The organism is Intestinibacter sp. (genome assembly GCF_051866655.1).
GTDB lineage: Bacteria > Bacillota > Clostridia > Peptostreptococcales > Peptostreptococcaceae > Intestinibacter.
In genome coordinates, this window is sequence record NZ_JBJDXL010000225.1 from 1 (window position 1) to 4,571 (window position 4,571).

General features: G+C 28.0%; 6 protein-coding genes. 2 read left to right on the forward strand and 4 right to left on the reverse strand.

The genetic code is table 11. From position 1 onward, the window contains the following. The 3 genes from ACI3VO_RS06780 to ACI3VO_RS06790 form a co-directional block, all read right to left on the reverse strand. The coding region (locus ACI3VO_RS06780) for an SNF2 helicase associated domain-containing protein (protein ID WP_439757177.1) at positions 1-578 on the reverse strand (578 nt) is incomplete at its 3' end. A gap of 99 nt (positions 579-677) precedes the next feature. Then, the gene (locus ACI3VO_RS06785) at positions 678-1,625 is read right to left on the reverse strand and encodes a radical SAM protein (protein ID WP_439757178.1); all 948 of its coding nucleotides are present in this window, start codon (positions 1,623-1,625) and stop codon (positions 678-680) included. Between the two features lie 104 nt (positions 1,626-1,729). Then, entirely contained in the window at positions 1,730-1,978 is a 249-nt protein-coding gene (locus ACI3VO_RS06790) for a hypothetical protein (RefSeq protein ID WP_439757179.1), read from the reverse strand. Between the two features lie 235 nt (positions 1,979-2,213). Here ACI3VO_RS06790 and ACI3VO_RS06795 point away from each other — a divergent pair, with 235 nt between their 5' ends. Next, a complete protein-coding gene (locus ACI3VO_RS06795; protein WP_439757180.1) occupies positions 2,214-3,485 on the forward strand; it encodes an ArsB/NhaD family transporter in 1,272 nt (423 codons plus the stop codon). Positions 3,486-3,520: 35 nt separating this feature from the next. Then, entirely contained in the window at positions 3,521-4,012 is a 492-nt protein-coding gene (locus tag ACI3VO_RS06800; RefSeq protein ID WP_439757181.1) for a hypothetical protein, read from the forward strand. A gap of 84 nt (positions 4,013-4,096) precedes the next feature. On the opposite strand, the gene ACI3VO_RS06805 is transcribed toward ACI3VO_RS06800, so the two are convergent. After that, positions 4,097-4,571 (reverse strand): cation diffusion facilitator family transporter (locus ACI3VO_RS06805; protein ID WP_439757182.1); only part of this gene is annotated, 475 nt, incomplete at its 5' end.

Sequence of the window (4,571 nt, forward strand, 5' to 3'; positions counted from 1 at the left end):
GCATATATATCTAAAACATCTATTAGCTTAAAGATCTTTTCCAAATCGTTATCTCGTAAATCTAAATAGCTTCCATCTGGCATCAGGTGGTATTTATAATTTTCTTTGTACGACTTAAATATCTTGTAGTACTCATTTTTGTCTATTCCATCTATATCTAAGTCAGCTCCTAAATTTGAATTTCTAGACTGACTTATACTAAATTTTACAACAGGGTTTATTACTACATCTTTTTTAGATAAAGTCTTTTTATTTTTATTTCTTAGATATTCCAATCCCTTTAAAACGATTGCCACCATATGAGGACAAATTTTTGTCTCTGCATTTAGTGTAAATGCATTTTCACAGTCACAGCTTGCGTTTGAAATAACTCTAGTCTTACAATTTATACTTATCATAGCAGTATATGTTTTTCTGTGGTGCTCATCGTACACGCTTCCATAAAAAGTCGCCGTAGAATCCTTTAAACTTGCGTAATTATTGCTTACATAATTATTTTTGTAAAATACAAACCCACTGTTGTACTTTACTCTCTGCGTATTCATTCTAAGTATTTCACCGATTTTAGAAATGTCCATCTTTTCACCTCTTACTTTTATTTTATATTTTTATCTTATTTAGATATTTCTAACATTAAAAAAGAGCACTCAAATGCCCTTTTTATATTATACAAAAAATTATATCTCGTTTATATTTCTATTAGTAATACTATTCTTTATTTCATCGAAATCCTTAGGCTTATACGGTATAATATCCTTCATAAATTCCGAAAAAGTAATAGGCTTATTCAAAAGCGGTAGTATGTCGTATTCTTTATCAGAATAAGTGCAAAGTCTAAGCTTACCATCGTAGCTAAGAAGTATTTTATTGCATATCCAACAATTTGGATCATTAAACACAGAAACTACTCCTATCCTTCCCTTAGCTCCATCTAATTTATAATAGTTTCTACAAATCTTATCATTTGATAAAATTTTAGTAACACCTTCTAGATTGTCCATTATATTTACGACATTTAAATAACCTGCTTCAAATAAACTTTTCATCTCACCAACCTTCATCATCTCAAAAAATCTCAAAGTTATAGGAAAGTTTTTGGCAAATTCTATAAAATCATATAGTTCATCGTCGTTAAATCCTTTTATAACCAAAGTATCTATACTAGTCTCAATTCCCAGTTTAAGCGCAGTATTAAATGATTTCAGCACATCGCATAAGCTTCCATTTCTAGTAATAGAATTATATCTATACTCCTTTAAGGAATTAATCGCTATATTTACCTTGTCTAATCCAGCACTTTTTAAATTTGCGGCTTTTTTATAAAAATCAATCCCATTTGTAGTAAGCATTATATTTTCTATACCGCAATCATTTTTGGCAAAGTAAATCAATTCACATAAATTAGAATCTAAAAGAGGCTCCCCTCCTGTAAATTCTATATTTTTTATACCCAATTTAGACATCGATTTTATTATAAATTTATAGTCATCAGTACTTAAAAATTTATTTAAATTTTGTTCAAAAAAATCTGTATTCTGTCCCATACAGTAAACACATCTTAAATTACATTTATTAGTCAAAGAGATCTTTAAATAATCTACATCTCTATTAAATCCATCCTTCATCTATTCAACCTCAATATCGTTTTTTTATTATTATATCATAAATACTTATCAATTTAAATTTACAAAAAATCCATTCTCTAATTTATAGTGAATGGATTTTAAACTTATCTTTTTTTACTTTTTTTCTTCTTTTTATTTTTTGGAATATTATTGTTTTTAGTTTCGACCTCTTGTTCATATCCTGGAGGTGGTGTCTTTTTATATATAGTCCTAAAGCAATTAAAGGCTATTCCAAGTGCAAATGCTGCTGGTAGCAATAATACTGGAACCTTTTTTACAAAAATTATACAAACTACAAATATAGCAAACCCTATTAAACTAAAAATTACATTCATTCTCTGCCATCTTTCCATCTAGCTAACCTCCTTGCTGTATAAATATTTTATTCGATAAAAACTTCAAAATTCCTTCAATCTCTCAAATAAAATATATATATTATTAAAATAATATTTTATTTAATTAAACGTTATCATGTATTTTTGTGTTAACTTTGTGTTAAGTTTAGCTTTTTTTTATAGCTATTTTTATAAAAAAGGACTATTATTTTTAGATAGTTTAATTATATTATGGAAATTGGAGGAAACAAACATGAACACACAACAAATAATCGCTATTGCTATTTTTGCTATTGTCATGGTATTGATAATCAGTGAAAAAATAGATAGAACTGTTGTAGCTTTATCTGGTGCTGCTTTGATGTTTGTATTCAAAATACTTACATTTGAAGAAGGTATCAGTCATATCGACTTTAATACATTAATTGTATTAATTGGAATGATGATTGTCGTTGCAATTGTAAAAAAATCTGGATTATTTGAATACGTCGCTATATTGACAGCAAAGATTTCTAAAGGTGATCCCTCTAAAATCATGGTTTACTTTATGATAATAACAGCATTTTTATCTGCTGTATTAGATAATGTAACTACTGTTTTGTTAATAGGACCTATGACACTTGTAATTAGTGACATTCTTTCAATAAATCCTATTCCTTTTTTAATTACACAGATTTTAGCATCAAACATCGGTGGTACTGCTACATTAATAGGTGACCCACCTAATATTATGATTGGTAGTGCTGCTGGATTGAGTTTTGGTGATTTTATAGTTAATTTAGGACCGATAATAGTAGTAATACTAGCTATTGTAATAGTTATTTTTAAAATCTTTTACAGAAAACAACTCGTTAAAAGCGAGGAATCAGAAAAATTAATAGCTAATTTAGATGAAAAAAAGGCAATACAAGACAAAGCTCTACTAGTAAAAAGTATAATTGTCCTTATTCTGATATTAATTGGCTTTATGTCTCATAGTAAATTAGGTATTGAATCCTCTGTAATAGCTTTAAGTGGTGCCTGTATATTATTACTAATAGGTAAACAAGATCCTCATGAAATAATATACAGCGTAGAATGGCCTACAATTGCGTTTTTTGCAGGACTATTTATAATAGTAGGAGGACTTTCTAATACTGGTGTAATTTCTATGCTTGCGAATTTATTAATTACAGAAACTCATGGAAATGTTGTTTTAACTATGTTCTTAATATTATGGATTTCTGCAATAGTTTCATCTTTCTTAGACAATATACCTTTTGTTGCAACACTTATACCGTTAATTCTTACTATGCAAACTCAAGGTATGGACGTTATGCCTTTATGGTGGGCAACTTCTCTAGGGGCATGTCTTGGAGGAAACGGAACTTTAATAGGAGCTTCTGCAAATGTAGTTTTAGCAAGCGTAGGTCAAAAGCATGGATACCCTATATCATTTATAGATTACTTAAAAATAGGATTCCCTGTAATGATTTTAACAATAATTATAGCATCAGGTTATTTAATGATAAAATTTGCTATATAATTATATAATATAATCTATTTTTTAATAGTAAAGGAGTGTTAATCTTGGCAGTTGATAGAATTGATTCAGTAAAAGGAGATTCAATAGAAATACTATTGAGACAACTTGGTGCAAATAAAATCCAAAAAGTACAAGGTGATTTATACTTTATAAAATTTTTATTAGATGACGATCTTGAGGTTATGTATACATACAATATAAATGCTAAAAATCAGTATTTTTTACAAAGAATTATGCCTTATCCACTACCTCAAGGAGCTTTCTCAAATGAAATCAAGCTTGTTGATTTTATAAGAAAGGACATCGAAAAATTTAAGGAAGGTTTAAAAAGTAAATACTTTGATGATTACTTAGAAACTACTGCTCATGCCTATAAATTTATACAACAGCTTGATGATTTTTATTTAAATTACCATGTTGAAGAAGATAGCTTGGCTAGTGATTCTTTAAGTCAAATAAGTACTACAATAGACAATTTAAACAAGAGATTGGAAAGTTTAATAAATCATTCTAAAAAAATCGATTAATATATTTTACTAAATATCAAAACAAAATGGTAGGCGACTATATATCACCTACCATTTTTTTAATTATTATCATCTAATTAATTTTTATAATTTATAATATGGTTCCATATGAATTATCACTTGTATATTCTGATTGATTTTTTCTTGGATTTTTCTTTCTATATTATGTTCTAATTCATGTGATGTTTCAACTGTCATATCTGGCTCTACCATAATATGCATATCTACATAAATGTCACTTTCGCTTCCCCTGCTTCTTATATTGTGAATTTCTTTTATTTCTTCAAAATCACTGACTGCATCTTTTAGATCATTTTCTTCAATCACAGCCCTATCCACTAATATGTCAATCGTGAATTTAAAAATCTTAAACGCCGCATACAGTATAAATACTGCTACTACAAATGAAACTATCTTATCTATAATTATCGGAGCTCCTAATTTTATAAGTATTAGTGTCACTAACACGCCTATGGATATAAATATATCGCTTTTTGTATGGAGTGAATCAGATATCAATATATAGCTATTTAATTTTTTGCCGGCACTATATTCATAC

Coding starts and splice junctions, on each gene's coding strand:
- ACI3VO_RS06785 (WP_439757178.1), bottom strand. CDS start 1,625: ATGAAGGATGGATTTAATAGAGATGTAGATTATTTAAAGATCTCTTTG.
- ACI3VO_RS06790 (WP_439757179.1), bottom strand. CDS start 1,978: ATGGAAAGATGGCAGAGAATGAATGTAATTTTTAGTTTAATAGGGTTT.
- ACI3VO_RS06795 (WP_439757180.1), top strand. CDS start 2,214: ATGAACACACAACAAATAATCGCTATTGCTATTTTTGCTATTGTCATG.